Here is a 15988-nt window from a genome sequence, read left to right on the forward strand (position 1 = left end):
TTTCGAAATAGCCGCCAAGGTTGGCATTGGTGGTCAAAAGGCAACGCGACACGGCGTCCGCCACCGCCTGTGGCACCTGCGTGCCGGCAGGGTTGTCGAGATAGATCCGGCGGCGGCCCCTGTCGGTCAGGGAGAGAGCGGGAAATTTTCCCCGGATAGCCTCGATCGGAAAATCCATTGTTGCCCTGCTCCCATTGTAATCATTGGATATTCGGCCTGCGGCAAATCCCGTTCAAGGACAGGGATTGCCGACCCGCTGGTGGATTGTGTCCACCGCCTTCTGCATTTCTTCGGTCCAGGTGACGTCGACGGAAGACAGCGCCATGTCGAGCTGCGAAAGCGTCGTTGCGCCGACGATGTTGGAGGTTACGAACGGACGGCTCGAGACATAGGCATTGGCAAACAGTGCCGGCTCCAGGCCAAAGGAGCGCGCCAGCTCATTGTATTCGAGTTGTGCTTCAGCGGCACCTGGCGTCTCGTAGCGCTGGCCGCGATTGAACAGCTGCGAGCGGGACCCCTGCGGTCGCGCGCCATGGTCGTATTTGCCGGTGAGATAGCCCTGGGCCAGCGGCGAATAGGGCAGCAGCGACACTTGCTCGCGCTCGCAGACCTCGGCGAGGTTCACCTCGAAAGTGCGGTTGACGAGATTGTAAGCGTTCTGGATCGACGCGACGCGCGGGCCGATGCCCTTGTCGGCTTCGGCAAGGAACCGCATCACGCCCCAGGAACTCTCGTTCGACAGCCCGAAATGGCGGATCTTTCCAGCCTTCATCAGTTCGTCGAAGACGCCAAGCGTCTCGGCGATCGGTGTTTCGTCGGCCGGTGCGCCGACGGAATCGGCGCGCGGCGACACGGCGCCGACGCGCGTCGGGTTGGCGCCCCAAGGGATATCCCGCTCCGGCCAGTGGATCTGGTAGAGGTCGATATAGTCGGTGCCGAGCTTGGCCAGCGACTTGTCGATGGCGTCAAAGATATCGGCGCGCACCAGTTGCGACGGCCTGTCGCCGCGAAACCATGCGTTGGCCGTGCGGCCGACGACCTTCGAGGCCAGGATCACCTTGTCGCGGTTGCCCTTGGCTTTCATCCAGCTGCCGATGATCCTTTCGGTCCGTCCCTGCGTCTCCGCCTTGGGCGGGATCGGATAGAGCTCGGCGGTGTCGATGAAATTGACGCCACGCGAGAAAGCCAGGTCCATCTGGGCGTGGCCTTCGGCCTCGGTGTTCTGCTGGCCCCAGGTCATGGAGCCCAGGCAGATCTGGGTCACAAGAAGATCGGTCCGACCGAGACGGCGTTTGTGCATGAAATTCGGCTCCGGAGGAAGGCTGGCGCGACTGCGCGGAGGAAGCCGCATCTATAGGCAAAGCAGAGCCGCTCTCCAAGCCTCGCCAGACCGACTTTTGCGTGAACCAGCCGGGTTAGCGGCGAGCACCGGCTAGTGCACGGCGCTTGGCCTCGTCGATCAGCATGTTGGCCACTTGCATGCGGATCATGGCGCGCTGGCGCAAATGCGGGGCGACACGGTCGGGATGGTTGGCAAAGGCAAAGCGGCGGCGCATACGACCGAAATCGGCGACTTGCCTGGGCTGATTGAGGCCGAGTTCGACGGCGATGGCTTCGGGATCGATCGGCGGCAGCTTTTCCTCGGGCTTTGGCTCTTTGCCGGCGAGAGCCAGCTTGGCATGATGGATGGACGAGCGCCGGCGTCTTCGCCCTCGCCATTCTTGTCGGGGGCGATAAAGAGGTCGTCGAGCAACGAAGCGAAATCCCGCTTGGCGCCAGTAGCGATGTCAGCCTCCCCCTCGCCCGACCATTCGGGTATCGAAGCATAGAACCGGCTCGTTAAAAATGCATGGCACCGATCTTAACGAATTTAGCCTTCGCCTCGTCTACCGCTTGACCCACCGCAATCCCAAAAACAAAAGCCGGACTGCATTTTCACGCAGTCCGGAATTCGCCAGGAGTGGCGAGGAAAAACCGGCCAGTAGCCAGCATTCGAGGCTACGATACGCACCGGCCAAAAGTTTCGCCCGTTAGAGAAAATGTCGAAAAATTCGCCAAGACATGGCAGGTATGCAAATGCTGCACTGCACAATTGTCACGATTCAACTATATTGGCGGATGTGGAGGACCAATTTGGGGCTTGAATCATGGGTTTCTTCACTGAAATGTTCGCCCGGCCGCGGCCGCAGGAGCATCTGAGATACCGCTCGGCGCTCGCGCTGCTTCATTCGATGAGCAATGCCGACCGCGCCGACATCGGTATCAAGCCGGCCGACTTCCCCCGCATCGCCCGCGAAATGTCCATTCGCTAGGTACTTCCGGAGATGTCCCGGATCGATCCGGGACATCTCCAAAAAACTCAATTCCCTAGCGCGATCCCAGGAACGTCGCCTTGCCCAACGGCACGCCATTGTGGCGAAGAATGTCGTAGGCCGTGGTGAGGTGGAAATAGAAGTTGGGCATAGCCACATGCAGCAGATACTGCAGGCCGGGCATCGAACTTTCCCGTCCGCCAAGCTTCAGCTCGATGATCTTGTCGTCGGAGCCGTCGAACTCGGCAGCCGAAAATGTCGCCAGAAGGTCGAGCGTCTTCGTGATGCGAGCCTGGACATCGGCAAAACTCGCCTCGTTGTCCTCATATTTCGGCACTTCGCGGCCGGCGAGCCGTGACGGCGCGCCCTAGGCATGATCGGTGGCGATCTGCACCTGCCTCGTCAAGGCGAACATGTCTGGCGCCAGCCGCGACGTCAGAAACACCTGCGGATCGATCTTGCGGTCAAGCGCATTCTGTTCGGAGGTCGCCAGCACATTGGAAAGCGCTTTCAGCCTGGCCGAAAACACCGGCACGGACGCCTCATACATCGATATCGTCACGTCAAATCTCCTGCCCGGCCGAACGCCGGTGGACGCGACGTAGCGCCTTCGCGCGCGATTCTTCAAGTCCGTCGAGCCTGCGTCACCACGTTGCCGCAATCGCCGTCGTAGAATCCTCTATCGAGCGGAGGTTCCCGATGAGACGCGCCCTTTTCGCAGCGACTGCCTTTCTCTCCCTGGCACCGATCGGCCAGACGGTATTGGCTGCCGACGATGCCCCCGAAGCGCCCTATATCGACGATCGGTCGAGCGCCGACGCGGTTGTCCGTTCGCTGTACAGCGCCATCAGCCGGCACGAATTCGCCCGCGCATGGGGGTATTTCGGCGATACAAAGCCGGCAAAGGATTTCGATAGTTTCGTCAAGGGCTATGATGGGACGGACAAGGTCGAAGTCCAGACCGGGACGGTTTCCGACGAAGGCGCGGCTGGCAGCATTTTCTACAACGTCCCCGTCGCCATCCGCGCGACGGACAAGGCTGGCGGCGAAAAGGTCTTTGCCGGGTGCTATACGCTGCGCCAGGTGAATGCCCAGATCCAGGCGGCGCCGCCTTTCGATCCGATCCACATCGAGAAAGGGGCACTGAAGCCCTCCACTGCCGATCTCGAGGAGGCGCTGCCGCCAAGCTGCGGCGATGGCCCGCCACCGCCAAAGAAAGACACCGCAGTGGAGCAGGCCAAGAAGGCCTTTCTGGCAACCTATGGCGACCAGTGCGACAAGCAGTTCCTTGCCAATGAGCCGACCGTTTTTTCGATTAAATACAAGGACAAGGATGCGCAGCCCGGCGAACCCGACAAGGAGACGCGGTTGTTCCATTTTTCCTGTTCGGCCGCGGCCTACAATGAAAGCTCGGTCTACTATATGACCGACGACGTGTCGGGCGTGCAGCAGTTGCAGTTCGCCGAGCCCAAGATGGACATCCGCTACGAGAACAATGACAGCAACGGCAAATTGCTGGGCATGAGTATCGTCGGTTTCCAGACGTCCGGCTGGGCGGTCAATTCCGACTATGACGAGGCTGCCCACACGATCGCAACATTCAACAAGTGGCGCGGCATCGGCGATGCGTCCGACGCAGGGACGTATCTGTTCCGCAACGGCAATTTTTCGCTGGTCCAGTATGACGTCGATGCGTCCTATGACGGCGAGCAAAATCCGGAGACGGTTGTCGACTATAACACCGCGCCCTGAGCGTCACACGAGCTTGCAGGCTGCGTCGGTCAGGGCGCCTTCGACAGCATCCAGTTGAGCGTGCCGCGCCAGTCGGTCATGCGGATCGGGGTGCCATGGGTGCCTGTCTCGAAGCGGACGAAGCGGGTCGGATAGGTCTTCGATTTGGCCAGGATCGAGCGAAAGAACGCCTCCTGCTTTGCCACGGGGTAGACCACGTCGTGGCTGCCCTGGCCGAAGAAGACCGGCACGCGGCGCTTGAAGGCCGGGCTGGTGAAAAAGCTCTCATCCCACAGCGAACCGAGCAGCAGCAGGCCATTGATGCGTCCGCCCGTGTCCTTGCGCGCGGCCAGCTTCCAGCACAGCGCGCCGCCCATCGAGCCGCAGGCGACGAAGATCTTCGCGCCTGGCGACTGTTCGGCATAATGACCGATCAGCGCCGCCACCTGCGCCGCTCCCTTGTCGCCGAAATCGGTGAAATCCGGGCTGAGGTAGAGGCCGCCATTGCCGGCCATCAGGTTCTTGAGCCGGTTGAAATTGCCGCCGAAGGTGAAGTCGTCGACACCCTGCTTGCGGCTGCCGCCCTGCCCGTGCAGATAAAGCACGATGATGCCGGCGCCCTCGGTCTTTCCGACGGCGACATGCCTGACATCGCCGGCATCGGTTTTCAGCAACAGATCCTGCTGCATCTTGCGGACGCCGGTGTCGGTGTATTGGAAGTTCACCCGCCGCTCGGGCACCTGGTCACGCTGGTTGATGTCGCGCATCTCGCGGTAGTCGATGACCGTGTAGGTGCCGTTGATGTCAGACGACAGCGTGGGCGGATAGGCGAAGAGATCGTCCTTGAAGGGTTTTAGGGACAGCGTCTGACTTTGCGCGGCCGAAGACAGCAACGCGGTCGCGACTGCAAAGGCACAGAAAATTTGGCAGCGAATAGACATGCCCAAGGCATGCGTAATTCGGCTTGGGTTTGTCAATCCTGCAGCACGCCGCCGGCGCCTTCGAGTGCCTCGCGTGTGTCGACATCGACTGACGCCGCCGCGCCGATCTCGACGTCGATGACATCGAGCCCTTCCGTCTCGACCAGATGGCGCGCGCCGGTGTCGCCTTCGAGATGGGCGATCGCCGGAAACAGCGAGCGCGGCAAAAGCACAGGGTTGCCGCGCTTGCCGTCATGCGAGGCGCGGACCACCGCATTGCCGCCGGCCTTGCGGAAAGCATCGATCAATCTGTCGAGATCATCGGACGTGATATCAGGCATGTCACCGAGAACGATCATCACGCCGGCGGAATCTTCCGGCAGATAGGCGATGCCGGCTTTCAGCGAGGTGGACAGGCCCTCGGCAAAATCGGGATTGTCGGCGAAGGTCACGTCGAGGCCCGCCAGCGCAGCGCGCACCCGCTCGCGCTGGTGGCCGGTGACGACGACAGTGCTGGACGCCTTCGAGCCGAGCGCCCGCTCGGCGGTGCGGCGCACAAGCGGCTTGCCGTCGAACAGCGCCAAAAGCTTGTTCGGCCCGCCCATGCGGCTTGAGCGGCCAGCGGCCAGCAGCACGATGCCGACCTTGAGCTGGCTTTTGGCCGGCAGCGGTTCGCGCGGCTGCGGCCGTGTCGGGATTTCCATCAACAGCCCGCCGACCCCCATGGCGGCAATATCCCTAGCCGTCACGTCGAGGCCAGCGATCAACCGGTCCAGCACCCAGTCGAAACCATTCTCCTTGGGGCTGCGGGCGCAGCCGGGCGCGCCGATGATGCGCTTGCCATCGAGCGTGCCGAGCACCAGCAGATTGCCGGGATCGACCGGCATACCCGCGCGGATGACTGCACCACCCGCCTTCTCGATCGCCGCGGGAATGACATCGGCAAAATCGCTCATCGCCGAAGCGCCGAAGATCACCACCATGTCGTTGTCGCGCGCCAGGGAGACCGCGGCCTCCGCCACTGGCGCGACCTCATGCGGCGTGCGGCGCTCCGCAGTCAGCCTGCCGCCCGTACGCGCCAGCCGCGCTTCGGTGACGCGCAGCGTCTTGTCGAGCACGGAAGGCTTGATGCCCGGCAGAACCGTCTGGATGACGCCGACACGCACGGGCCGGTAGGCATTGACGGCAAAGATCTCACCACCGGCGCAGATTATCGTCGCAGCGTCGACCAGCGCTGAACTGACCGCGAAGGGAATGATCTTCACGGTCGCGACCATCTGGCCTTTCTCGACCGGCGCATGCTGCGCCAGCGTGGCGATGGTGATGGCGGGATCAATGGCATTGATGGCATCGATGACAGCGGCATCGACCGTGAAGATGCCCGGCGCCTTGGCATGGAGATTGACCCGCCCGGTAGCGGCAGGCCTAGCCTCGATCCCGCGAAAGGTCATGCTCTCGGCGATCGTCTGCGCGGCGGCATCCTCGCCGAGGTCGTCGACGGCCAGCACGGCCGCAACGACCTCAGAAATGCCGGCAGCCCGCAGCAGCGCCACATCTTCAGCGCTCAGCCTGTGCGCCTTGCGGAAGCGGCGTTCGCCGGCGGTGGTCGAATGCGCCAGCACCGCGCCTTCCGCTGTCTCGATCGGGATCGGGCCGAATTTCACGCCGCCGCGCCCGCAGAGCGCCGCGCGTCCTTTTGGACGCGCAACGGACGCTCTGCTATTTTGAATCTACGCATCGTGCTTTTCCAAAGTCGATTTCGATTTTGGAGCCGATGCGGAGGCATCAAGACCGCGCGAGCGGAAGGCGTGGATCGCCTGGGCCAACACCGCAACGGCGATCTCTCCCGGGCTGGCAGCACCGATGTCGAGCCCGATCGGCGCATGGATACGGGCGATCTGATCGGCGCTCGCGCCCAGCGCCAGCAGGCGTTCGACCCGCTTGGCATGCGTCTTCCTGCTACCGAGCGCCCCGACATAGAAACAGTTGGCGTCGAGCGCGGCCTTCAGCGCGAAATCATCGATCTTCGGGTCATGGGTGACGGCGGCAAGTGCGGTGTAGCTGTCGAGCGGCTGGCGCTTCAGCACATCCTCCGGCCATTCGGCATGAAGCGCCACATCGGGAAAGCGGTCCGGCGTGGCGAAAGCGGTGCGGGGGTCGATGATCTCCACGGGATAGCCGGCAATCTTCGCTATCGGCGCCAGCGCCTGGCTGATATGGACAGCGCCAATCACGACCAGACGCGGCTGCGGCAGATGCGCGTTGAGAAAGAAGGTTCGCCCCTCTGCCTCGACAGAACCGGAATTGCCGGTGCGAAACGCCTTGGCGATGGCAGCGCCGAGATCGCCGGCGACCTGATCGCCCTCGCGCACGATGCGGTCGCGGCCGTCACCGAGATCGGTGACCAGGATCGCCGCACGGCGAGCTCGTCGTTCGGCGTTCAAAATTTTTAAGGCGTAGGGATCCATCCGAGATCAGCCCAGTCTTTCCACGTACACCTTGATGCGGCCGCCACAGGACAAGCCGACCTGCCATGCGGTTTCATCGGCAACACCTAACTCCAGCATCCTGGCCTTGCCGCTGTCGATGACGTCGATGGCCTCGCTGACCACAGCGCCTTCGACGCAGCCGCCGGAAACGGAGCCGTGGAAATTGCCGTCGGCATCAATGACCAGATGGCTGCCTACAGGTCGGGGCGCCGATCCCCAGGTCTCGACCACTGTCGCTATGGCCACGTCCTTGCCGTCCTTCATCCAGCCCTCCGCGATGATCAGCGGGTCGCGGGCCTCATCCAGATAAATGCTGTTTTCCATGACCGTTTCTCCAGAAGTCTGTTTTTCTCGGGATCTGTTTTCCGGGTGGGAAAGATATGGTTATGCGGCGTGCCTCGCGCCAGCGTCCAGCCATCGGCGCGGATCGACGGATAGTGCCGACTTCTTGTCCAATGACGCGCAGAGATCGGCGAGCGCATCGAGATTGTGCACCGAGCGGAACTCGTCGACATGCGGCAGCATCGCCTTGACGCCACGGGCGCGCGCCTGAAAACCGTCAAAGCGCAGCAACGGGTTCAGCCAGATCAGCCGCCGGCAGGATTTGTGCAGGCGCTCCATTTCCTCCGACAGGCCGTCGACATCGTCGCGCTCCAACCCGTCGGTGATCAGAAGCACGACCGCGCCCTGCCCCAGCACGCGCCGCGACCATATTAGGTTGAACTCGGCAAGTGTGTCGCCGATGCGGGTGCCGCCCGACCAGTCCCTGACCGCCGCCGAGCAGTCGGCCAGGGCTGCATCCGGGTCACGATGGCGCATCTGCCGGGTCAGGTTGGTGAGCCGGGTGCCGAAGACGAAGGTGTGCACGCGACGCCTTTTTTCCGTCAGTGCATGCAGGAAATGCAGGAAAATCCGCGTGTACTGGCTCATCGAGCCGGAAATGTCGGCCAGCACCACCAGCGGCGGGTGAACCTCGCGCGGCGAACGGAACTTCGGCAGAATCAGTTCGCCGCCGGTGCGCGCGGCCGAACGCATCATGGCGCGCGGATCGATGCGGCGGCCATGCGCATCGGCCTTGAAGCGCCGGGTGCGCACCATGTCGAAAGGCAACCGCAACTGCGCGATCGCGTTCTTGGCATCGGCCATCTCGGCGGCGTTCATCTGGGCAAAATCCTTGGCCCGCAGCACCTCGTTGCCGGAAAAGGTGAAGCGGGCGTCGACCTCGATCTCGGGAATTTCCTGCGGCGGCTGGTTCTTCTGGTGGCCCTCGAACATCGCCTGGCTGACCCGGTTTTCAGCGGCGCGTGGCTTCTGCTTTTCCCTGGTGTCGGGCGCCACCGGCGAAAACATAGCCAGCATCTTCTCGATCAGTTCACGCGATTTCCAGAACAGCCGGAAGGCTTCGTCGAAAGTGGCGTGATCCTCATGCCGCGACACCAGCACGGCGTGCAGCGTCCAGTAGAAATCGTCGCGCGAACCAATGCCGGCGGCGAGCACCGCCTCGATTGCGTCCTTGACCGAGGCCGGCCCGACCCGCATGCCTGCCTTGCGCAAGGTGCGGGCAAAATAGACGATGTTGTCGGCGATTCGCCCGTGCGGCATGGCCTCTTTCGGTTCGGGGCGCGGCATCGCCTACTCCGCCGCCGAAAGCTCGGCCTTCACCTCGTTGAGGATGCGCCGGCCTTCGCCCTGTTCGATGCGGGCAATGTCGTCCTGGTATTTCAACAGCACGCCGATCGTGTCGGAGACGGTTTCCGGATCGAGCGCCACCTTGTCGAGTTCGGTCAGCGCGCCGGCCCAGTCGATGGTTTCGGCGACGCCAGGCACCTTGAACAATTCGATCTGGCGCAGCTTCTGGATGAAGGAGACCACTTCGGCCGAAAGCCGCTGGTTGGCCTGCGGCACCTTACGGCGCACGATCTCGAGTTCGCGCTCGGCGTTGGGATAGTCGACCCAGTGATAGAGGCAGCGCCGCTTCAGCGCATCGTGGATTTCGCGGGTGCGATTGGTGGTGATGATGACGATCGGCGGTTCTTCCGCCTTGATGGTGCCGAGTTCGGGCACCGTCACCTGGAAGTCGGACAGGATTTCGAGCAGGAAGGCTTCGAACGCCTCGTCGGTACGGTCGAGCTCATCGATCAGGAAAACCGGGGCAGCGCCCGTCTTTCCGGTCAGCGCATCGAGCACCGGGCGGCGGATCAGGTATTTTTCGGAAAAGACGTTGCGCTCCATGGCGGAGCGCTCGACCTTGCCGGCCGCCTCCTCCATGCGGATCTCGATCATCTGCGCGGCGTAGTTCCACTCATAGACGGCGGACGAAACGTCGAGGCCTTCATAGCACTGCAGGCGGATCAGCCGGCGACCGAGCGCCTGTGCCAACACCTTGGCGATCTCGGTCTTGCCGACGCCGGCCTCGCCCTCGAGGAACAGCGGCCGCTTCATACGCAACGACAGGAACAGCACGGTCGCCAGCGACCTGTCCGCCACATAGTCCGCACCGGTCAGGAGATCGAGCGTCTCGTCGATCGTCCGTGGCGCGGCGCGCGGTTTCAGCTCGGTCATTCTTTCTCCGTGAACGCCGCCGCTCCGCTGTCCAGAACGTGGTAGCCGCGGGCGTGGTAAATCAGCGGCCGCAAATTATCGCCCATACGCAGACCTGTCACCTTGCCAAAAAGCACACGATGGGTGGCCAGATCCTTGGTGTCGATCAATTCGCAGTCGAACACGGCAAGCGCGCCTTTCAGGGTCGGCGCGCCGGTGGAGATCACATCCCATTCGCCAAGCGCGAAACGTTCCTCGACCGGCAGGCCGGTGATGCCGGAAAAGCCGACCGACAGCGGCTCCTGGTGCGAGGCCAGCGTGTTCAGGGCAAACCTGCCGTTTTTCACGAACAGCTCATTCTTGGCATTTTCGCGGTTGAGACAGACCAGGATGGTCGGCGGCGTGTCCGACACCGAACAGGCGGCGATCACCGTCGTGCCGCGCTTGCCGGCCGGCCCGTCGGTGGTGACCACATGGACGTGGCCGGCAAAGTGGCTCATCGCGTCGCGATAGGCCTGCGGCCCAATGTCGTTCTTCTTCAGCACCGTATTTTTTCCATGGTCAGGATCCTACCGACATATATGGCCAGATATAGCCCGCCACAAGCGAAGTGCTTGAGCCATATCCCGAAATTCCCGTGTTGCACCAAGGCCGGGCAGCCTTTAGGTCTTGGCGGCAATAGTGCCAGGAGCATAGAGCCGGCACGGAGGGACCCATCGCTCGAATGCGACCCAGGACAAGAACAATAGCGGCGCTGTTCTGGCTGTTCACGGCCAGCGCCGCCGGCGCCCAGACGCTGCTGGTCGGCGTGGCCGCCCCCTTGTCGGGACCATCGGCCATTCTCGGCAAGCAGGTCGAGGCCGGCACAGGCCTGGCGGCCGAAGCGAACGGCATCGAACTGAAGACCGTGGATGACGCCTGCACCGCCGACGGCGGCGCTGCCGCGGCCAGGGATTTCGCCGCTGCCAAGGTCAATGTCGTGGTCGGCTTTCTCTGCACCGAGGCGATCGAGGCGGCGATGCCGATCCTGAAGGACGCCGGCATTCCGGTCATCACCATTGGCGTGCGGACCGAAAGCCTGACCGACCGCCGCGCCAAGACCGGCTGGCCGGTCTATCGCCTCGGGCCGCGCGGCGACGATGAGCGCAACGCCATCGCGTCCGCCCTCACCCATCTATGGCAGAACGAGCTGTTCGCCATTATCGACGACGGCACCATCTACGGACGTGAGATCGCCGAGACGTTGCGGGCAGCGGCCGAACAGGCAGCGCTGAAACCGGTATTCGTCGACACGTTCCGGCCACAGCTCGACAACCAGATCGGCATGATCGGCCGGCTGAAGAAGGCTGGCGCGACGCATGTCTTTGCCGGTGGCGACGGCGACGACATCGCCATCATGGGCCGCGATGCCGCACAGCTTCAGGCGGGCATCGTCTTTGCCGGCGGCGAAAATCTCCGCACACCGCCGGGCGATGTACCCTATGCCGTGGGCACGCTGATGATCGCACCGCCGGAATGGGCCGATGTCGCCGATCCAAAAGTGCTGGCGGCATTTGACGCTAAGAAGATCGTGCCTGACGGCTATGCGCTGCCGGCCTTTGCGGCGGTCGAAATCGCCAAGGCAGCATCAGGCTTGTCCGAAAGCTCGGGCAAGCCGCTGACGGAGGCCCTGACCGGACAGGATTTCACCACGGCGATCGGGCCGATCCGCTTTGATGCAAAAGGCGACCTCAGCCAGAGACCTTACCGCGTCTTCCGTTTCGACGGCACGCGCTTTGCGCCCTTGGAAAGCAACTGATGTTTCGCACCGGCCCACGCAACCTGATCACCGACGTTGCCGGCCTGCGCGTCGGCAATGCGTCCGACGCCAGCCTGAAGTCCGGCGTCACGACAGTGCTTTGCGACACGCCGACAGTGGCCGGCGTTCAGATCCTGGGCGGCGCGCCGGGCACGCGCGAGACAGACCTGCTCGAACCGCACAATTCCGTCGATGTGGTGCACGCCGTCGTGCTTTCAGGCGGTTCGGCTTTCGGCCTCGACGCGGCGTCCGGCGTGCAGGCGGCATTGCGCGAACGCGGCATCGGCCTGGAGGTCGGTGGTTTTCGCGTGCCGATCGTGCCGTCGGCGATCCTGTTCGACCTGCGCAATGGCGGCGACAAGGATTGGGGCCGTTATCCGCCCTACCGCGAGCTTGGCTATGAGGCCGCGCAAACTGCCGCCGCCGATTTCCAGCTTGGCACGATCGGCGCCGGCACCGGCGCGCTGACCTCGGGGCTGAAAGGCGGCCTCGGCTCCGCCTCGACGCTGCTGGATAGCGGCGTCACCGTCGGTGCGCTGGCCGCCGTCAACCCGACCGGATCGGTGACCACAGGCCGAACCCGCCATTTCTGGGCAGCACCGTTCGAAATCGGCCGCGAATTCGGCGGGCTTGGTTATCCCTCGCCGATGCCGGACGATGCGAAACGGATTCTTTTGAAACACCGCGACAAGCATGTTGGCAAGCAGATGGAGACCGGCGGCAACACCACCATCGCCGTCATTGCCACCGATGCGGTGCTCACAAAAGCTGCCGCCAAGCGCCTGGCGATATCGGCGCATGACGGGTTCGTGCGCGCGATATGGCCGACGCACACACCGGCCGATGGCGACCTTGTGTTCGCGCTGGCGACCGGCACGAGCGGTATCGAACTCTCCGCCGATGCGGCGATCGATCTCTACGCCGCAGCCGGCGCCACCATGGCGCGCGCCATCAGTCGCGGCGTCTATGCGGCAACCCCTGCCGAAAACGATCTGTTTCCGGTCTGGTCGTCACGCCTGAGGTGAAGCGATCAATCAGACCCGATCGGACTTTTCTTCCTCGAACGTCACCGCAACATCGGAATTCGCCGACAGCCAGACCTTCTTGCCGTCGACTTCGGCAATCAGGCTCAGGGGAATATAGTGATGATGGCCCTTGTGAGCGCCCTCGCCGCTATCGGCCTTGGTCAGCTTGATGCGCTGGCCATCGACCTTGTCGACAGTGCCGACATGCACGCCGTCGGCGCCGACGACTTCCATATGCTCGCGAATTTTGCTGGTGTCGGTCATGGTGGTCTCCATTGGGACTGCCGACGATAACAAATGACGGGCCGATTGGATGCATCGGCTTTCGCACCGCACGACGTTTTGATTTCGGCGTGCTAGGGGATTGAGACGATCACGGGGGTGAAGACCGATGCGAATGCTCTTTCTGTTTGCCGTTGGCCTGCTTGCACAGTTTGCCACCTCGATCGCGGCTCATGCCGGCGATGTCGCCGAACTTGAAATCCTCGGCTTCACCAAGGACGGCAGCGTCTTTGCTTTCGAGGAATATGGCGTGCAGGATGGATCGGGTTTTCCCTATGCCAACCGCTACTACATCGACACCAGCACCGACAGCTTTCTCAAGGGCACGCCGATCCGGGTCCGGCTTGAGGACGAGAATGCCAAACTGGATGCGGCGCGCCTTCAGGCCCGGCAAAAAGGCGAAGCCATTGTCAGTCAGGCCGAGTTGGACGCCAATCGCGGCATCACCGCCGGCTTCAACCCGGTGACCGAACTTTCGGCCGATCCGCACCGGATGGCAGTCAACCCGCGCCCGATCTTTTCGCCGGTCGACCCACCGCTCGAGTTTCGGCTCGACGAGCTCGGCATGAACAACACCGAGGGCTGCGAGAGCCAGGGCGAGATCAACGGCTTCCGGCTGCTGCGTATCGAGGCGCAGGATGGCGGCACGACCAAGCTGCTGCACGAGGACAAGTCGATACCGAAAAGCCGGGGTTGCCCGAACGGCTACCGCATCGGCGCTGTGCAGACCTTTTCGATGGACAGTCTCAGCGCCTATGCCGTGCTGATCGCGGTGCGCCAATACGGCTTTGAAGGCCCGGACTTTCGCTGGATCGCGGTGACCGGCCGCCTGTGACACCGTTTGTCCCACCCGCCCCGCGCGATCGTTCGCTGAACCGCCTTCGCCGCGCGATACCGACGCCGCGCACTGCGTTTTATGGCGCCTTGCTATGGGCCACGACGATGGGCGCCAGCGCGCTCGTCGCCCTGTTGTTGGACGACTGGGAGACGCCGGCGAAAATCCGCATTGTCACCGCGCTGTTTGCGGTGGGAGCTGCGCTGGCTTTTCCCATCGGCCTGTTCGCGGCGCGGCTGGTCTCGCAGGGAAGACGCTGGGAAGTCGCCTTTGCCGCGGCCTTCGTGTGCCTAGCCGCGGCGACGATCGGCCTGACCGCCGGGCTGTTTGCCCTGCAGTACCGCTCCTACTACGCCGAGTGGCATGCGCCTGCTTTCACCCGCACCTGGGTCCTCCAGTTCGTCTTCACGACGTTGATTGCGCTTTATCAGTTCGTGGTGCTGGGCATCCGGCTCTATTTTCCAGTTGGTTTCATCGCTCTGTTTGCCGCGGGCGTCTGGTTTGCGCGCCAGCAGCGTTGAGCATTTTGCTCGCCTCTGTTAGGACGCGGGCAAACTTCTCGATATGTCAGGACTGACCGATGATCCCTCGCTATTCCCGGCCGGAAATGGTCGCCATCTGGTCGCCAGAAACCCGGTTCCGCATCTGGTTCGAGATCGAAGCCTATGCCTGCGACGCGCTGGCCGAACTCGGCGTCATTCCCAGGGAAGCGGCAAAAACCATCTGGGAAAAGGGCGGGGCGGCAAAATTCGATGTCGAGGCGATCGACGAGATCGAGCGCGTCACCAAGCATGACGTCATCGCCTTCCTCACCCATCTCGCCGAATTCGTCGGCCCGGACGCCCGCTTCATCCACCAGGGGATGACCTCGTCCGATGTTCTCGACACCTGCTTTGCGGTGCAGCTTACCCGCGCCAGCGACATCCTGCTCGCCGACATCGATGGCCTGCTTGCAGCGCTTAAGCGCCGCGCGTTCGAGCACAAGGACACCGTCACCATCGGCCGCAGCCATGGCATCCATGCCGAGCCGACGACCTTTGGCGTCAAGCTGGCGCAGGCCTATGCCGAATTCTCGCGCTGCCGCGAGCGGCTGGTGCACGCGCGGGAAGATATAGCGACCTGCGCGATTTCGGGCGCGGTCGGCACCTTCGCCAACATCGACCCCTATGTCGAGGAACACGTCGCGGCGAAGCTCGGCCTGAAACCCGAGCCGGTGTCGACGCAAGTGATCCCGCGCGACCGCCATGCCATGTTCTTTGCCACGCTCGGCGTCATCGCCTCGTCGGTCGAGCGGCTGTCGATCGAGATCCGGCATTTGCAGCGCACCGAAGTGCTGGAGGCGGAAGAGTATTTTTCGCCGGGCCAGAAGGGCTCGTCGGCCATGCCGCACAAGCGCAACCCGGTGCTGACCGAAAACCTCACCGGCCTCGCCCGCATGGTGCGGTCTATGGCGCTACCGGCGATGGAGAATGTGGCGCTCTGGCACGAGCGCGACATCTCGCACTCCTCGGTCGAGCGCATGATCGGCCCGGATGCCACCGTGACGCTCGATTTCGCACTGTCACGGCTGACCGGCGTCGTCGACAAGCTGCTCGTCTATCCCGACAACATGCTGAAGAACATGAACAAGTTCCGCGGCCTCGTGCATTCGCAGCGCGTCATGCTGGCGCTGACCCAAGCCGGCCTGTCGCGCGAAGACTCCTACCGGCTGGTGCAGCGCAACGCCATGAGAGTGTGGGAGCAAGGCGCTGATTTCCTTGAGGAACTTTTGGCCGACAAGGAAGTGACCGCAGCGCTGCCGGAAGCCGAAATCCGCGAGAAATTCGACCTGGGCTATCACACCAAGCATGTCGACACGATCTTCAAGCGGGTGTTTGGAAAAGCCTGAGCTTCCTTCTCCCCGTCACTATACGAGGAGAAGGTGCCGGCAGGCGGATGAGGGGCGGTGCCGACTTCGGCGACGATCGCACCCATTCACGCTTTGACAAATTCACGACTTTGGCGCTGCCCCTCATTGCCCTGCCGGGCATTTCTCCCCGTATAGTGACGGGGAGA

Annotated in this window: 17 protein-coding genes and 2 pseudogenes; 7 read left to right on the forward strand and 12 right to left on the reverse strand. The window is 63.0% G+C overall.

The features are described 5' to 3' along the window. The 3 genes and pseudogenes from EOB49_RS37885 to EOB49_RS37890 all read right to left on the reverse strand — a co-directional run. A pseudogene (locus EOB49_RS37885) lies at positions 1-178 on the reverse strand (cysteine desulfurase-like protein); the annotation flags it as partial. Between the two features lie 54 nt (positions 179-232). Continuing rightward, a complete protein-coding gene (locus EOB49_RS22630) occupies positions 233-1300 on the reverse strand; it encodes an aldo/keto reductase (RefSeq protein WP_127382276.1) in 1068 nt (355 codons plus the stop codon). Positions 1301-1415: 115 nt separating this feature from the next. Beyond that, complete coding sequence (locus EOB49_RS37890; protein WP_245472794.1) at positions 1416-1556, reverse strand: hypothetical protein; 141 nt, start codon at positions 1554-1556, stop codon at positions 1416-1418. Between the two features lie 591 nt (positions 1557-2147). On the opposite strand from EOB49_RS37890, the gene EOB49_RS22640 reads away from it, so the two are divergent. Next, positions 2148-2312 (forward strand): hypothetical protein, encoded by a 165-nt coding sequence (locus EOB49_RS22640; protein WP_023810361.1) that lies wholly within the window; start codon positions 2148-2150, stop codon positions 2310-2312. A gap of 55 nt (positions 2313-2367) precedes the next feature. On the opposite strand, the pseudogene EOB49_RS22645 reads toward EOB49_RS22640, so the two are convergent. Then, positions 2368-2874, reverse strand: a pseudogene (locus tag EOB49_RS22645) (DUF1993 family protein). Between the two features lie 137 nt (positions 2875-3011). Here EOB49_RS22645 and EOB49_RS22650 point away from each other — a divergent pair. Beyond that, positions 3012-4064: a DUF1176 domain-containing protein gene (locus EOB49_RS22650; protein ID WP_127382277.1), complete on the forward strand. Its 1053-nt coding sequence runs from the start codon at positions 3012-3014 to the stop codon at positions 4062-4064. A 29-nt stretch (positions 4065-4093) separates the two neighbouring features. Here the strand turns inward: EOB49_RS22650 and EOB49_RS22655 are convergent, their stop codons facing one another. The 7 genes from EOB49_RS22655 to EOB49_RS22685 all read right to left on the reverse strand — a co-directional run bounded on the left by EOB49_RS22655 (position 4094) and on the right by EOB49_RS22685 (position 10538). Continuing rightward, positions 4094-4984 (reverse strand): alpha/beta hydrolase, encoded by an 891-nt coding sequence (locus tag EOB49_RS22655; RefSeq protein WP_127382278.1) that lies wholly within the window; start codon positions 4982-4984, stop codon positions 4094-4096. A 32-nt stretch (positions 4985-5016) separates the two neighbouring features. After that, positions 5017-6627 carry a molybdopterin-binding/glycosyltransferase family 2 protein gene (locus EOB49_RS22660; RefSeq protein ID WP_127382279.1) on the reverse strand — a complete coding sequence of 537 codons (1611 nt, stop codon included), beginning with the start codon at positions 6625-6627 and terminating at the stop codon, positions 5017-5019. Between the two features lie 66 nt (positions 6628-6693). Continuing rightward, positions 6694-7431, reverse strand: coding sequence for an XdhC family protein (locus EOB49_RS22665; RefSeq protein ID WP_127382280.1), 738 nt, complete (start codon positions 7429-7431; stop codon positions 6694-6696). Between the two features lie 6 nt (positions 7432-7437). Then, positions 7438-7776 carry an XdhC family protein gene (locus EOB49_RS22670; protein ID WP_127382281.1) on the reverse strand — a complete coding sequence of 113 codons (339 nt, stop codon included), beginning with the start codon at positions 7774-7776 and terminating at the stop codon, positions 7438-7440. Positions 7777-7836: 60 nt separating this feature from the next. Next, on the reverse strand, positions 7837-9081 hold the full coding sequence (locus EOB49_RS22675; protein ID WP_127382282.1) for a VWA domain-containing protein: 1245 nt from the start codon (positions 9079-9081) through the stop codon (positions 7837-7839). A gap of 3 nt (positions 9082-9084) precedes the next feature. Further along, positions 9085-10014 (reverse strand): MoxR family ATPase, encoded by a 930-nt coding sequence (locus EOB49_RS22680; RefSeq protein ID WP_023810354.1) that lies wholly within the window; start codon positions 10012-10014, stop codon positions 9085-9087. Beyond that, positions 10011-10538, reverse strand: a complete 528-nt coding sequence (locus EOB49_RS22685; RefSeq protein WP_095791541.1) for a flavin reductase — start codon at positions 10536-10538, stop codon at positions 10011-10013. Before EOB49_RS22685 ends, EOB49_RS22680 begins: the two co-directional genes overlap by 4 nt. Positions 10539-10717: 179 nt before the next feature. On the opposite strand from EOB49_RS22685, the gene EOB49_RS22690 reads away from it, so the two are divergent. Next, positions 10718-11791: an ABC transporter substrate-binding protein gene (locus tag EOB49_RS22690; protein ID WP_127382283.1), complete on the forward strand. Its 1074-nt coding sequence runs from the start codon at positions 10718-10720 to the stop codon at positions 11789-11791. Continuing rightward, a complete protein-coding gene (locus EOB49_RS22695; protein WP_127382284.1) occupies positions 11791-12816 on the forward strand; it encodes a P1 family peptidase in 1026 nt (341 codons plus the stop codon). Before EOB49_RS22690 ends, EOB49_RS22695 begins: the two co-directional genes overlap by 1 nt. A 9-nt stretch (positions 12817-12825) precedes the next feature. Here the strand turns inward: EOB49_RS22695 and EOB49_RS22700 are convergent, their stop codons facing one another. Continuing rightward, complete coding sequence (locus EOB49_RS22700) at positions 12826-13080, reverse strand: DUF2171 domain-containing protein (protein ID WP_127269889.1); 255 nt, start codon at positions 13078-13080, stop codon at positions 12826-12828. Positions 13081-13207: 127 nt separating this feature from the next. Between EOB49_RS22700 and EOB49_RS22705 the strand changes: the two genes are divergently transcribed. From EOB49_RS22705 to purB, 3 genes are all read left to right on the forward strand, one after another. Further along, the gene (locus tag EOB49_RS22705; protein WP_127382285.1) at positions 13208-13933 is read left to right on the forward strand and encodes a DUF2259 domain-containing protein; all 726 of its coding nucleotides are present in this window, start codon (positions 13208-13210) and stop codon (positions 13931-13933) included. Between the two features lie 107 nt (positions 13934-14040). Further along, complete coding sequence (locus EOB49_RS22710) at positions 14041-14454, forward strand: hypothetical protein (RefSeq protein WP_127269893.1); 414 nt, start codon at positions 14041-14043, stop codon at positions 14452-14454. Positions 14455-14513: 59 nt separating this feature from the next. Continuing rightward, complete coding sequence (gene purB, locus EOB49_RS22715; protein WP_127382286.1) at positions 14514-15821, forward strand: adenylosuccinate lyase; 1308 nt, start codon at positions 14514-14516, stop codon at positions 15819-15821. Positions 15822-15988 lie beyond the last annotated feature (167 nt).

The organism is Mesorhizobium sp. M7A.F.Ca.MR.148.00.0.0 (assembly GCF_003997735.1).
In the GTDB taxonomy this organism is placed as follows: Bacteria; Pseudomonadota; Alphaproteobacteria; order Rhizobiales; family Rhizobiaceae; genus Mesorhizobium.